This is a genomic window from Acinetobacter sp. V104_13 (genome assembly GCF_031798995.1).
Lineage (GTDB): Bacteria > Pseudomonadota > Gammaproteobacteria > Pseudomonadales > Moraxellaceae > Acinetobacter > Acinetobacter pittii.
The window spans coordinates 1-1179 of record NZ_JAVQNP010000007.1 but is presented as its reverse complement, the minus strand read 5'-3'; the positions used below and the strand labels follow the sequence as shown (position 1 = coordinate 1179).

Below are 1179 nucleotides of genomic sequence, written 5' to 3'. Positions count from 1 at the left end.
AAGTTTGAACGTAATAAGCCACACGTAAACGTGGGCACAATCGGTCACGTTGACCATGGTAAAACAACTTTAACTGCTGCGATTGCAACAATTTGTGCAAAAACTTACGGCGGTGAAGCGAAAGATTACTCACAAATCGACTCAGCACCTGAAGAAAAAGCACGTGGTATTACAATTAATACTTCACACGTAGAATACGATTCTCCAATTCGTCACTACGCGCACGTTGACTGCCCGGGCCACGCCGATTACGTTAAAAACATGATTACTGGTGCTGCTCAGATGGACGGCGCGATCCTTGTGTGTGCTGCGACTGACGGTCCAATGCCACAAACTCGTGAACACATCCTTCTTTCTCGTCAGGTTGGTGTACCTTACATCATCGTATTCTTAAACAAGTGTGACCTTGTTGATGATGAAGAATTACTTGAATTAGTAGAAATGGAAGTTCGTGAACTTCTTTCTACTTATGACTTCCCTGGTGATGACACTCCAGTTATCCGTGGTTCTGCGCTTAAAGCGTTGGAAGGCGATGCTGGTCAATATGGTGAGTCTTCAGTTCTTGCTCTTGTTGAAGCGCTTGACTCTTACATCCCAGAACCAGAACGTGCTATCGACAAAGCATTCTTAATGCCAATCGAAGACGTATTCTCAATTTCTGGTCGTGGTACTGTAGTAACAGGCCGTGTAGAAGCTGGTATCGTTAAAGTTGGTGAAGAAGTAGAGATCGTTGGTATTAAAGATACAGTTAAAACAACTGTAACTGGCGTAGAAATGTTCCGTAAACTTCTTGACGAAGGCCGTGCAGGTGAGAACTGTGGTATCTTACTTCGTGGTACTAAGCGTGAAGACGTACAACGTGGTCAAGTACTTGCTAAACCAGGTACAATCAAGCCGCACACTAAATTCGACGCAGAAGTATACGTACTTTCTAAAGAAGAAGGTGGTCGTCACACTCCATTCTTAAATGGTTACCGTCCACAGTTCTACTTCCGTACAACTGACGTAACTGGTGCAATCCAATTACAAGACGGCGTTGAAATGGTTATGCCAGGCGACAACGTTGAAATGTCAGTAGAATTAATCCACCCAATCGCAATGGACCCAGGTCTACGTTTTGCGATCCGTGAAGGTGGTCGTACTGTAGGTGCTGGTGTTGTTGCGAAAGTAACTGCATAA

General features: G+C 44.4%; 1 protein-coding gene. It reads left to right on the top strand.

Translation table 11 applies throughout. From position 1 onward, the window contains the following. Positions 1-1179, top strand: a 1179-nt coding sequence (gene tuf / locus RMB06_RS00505; RefSeq protein WP_017399900.1) for an elongation factor Tu, incomplete at its 5' end; no start/stop codon positions are given.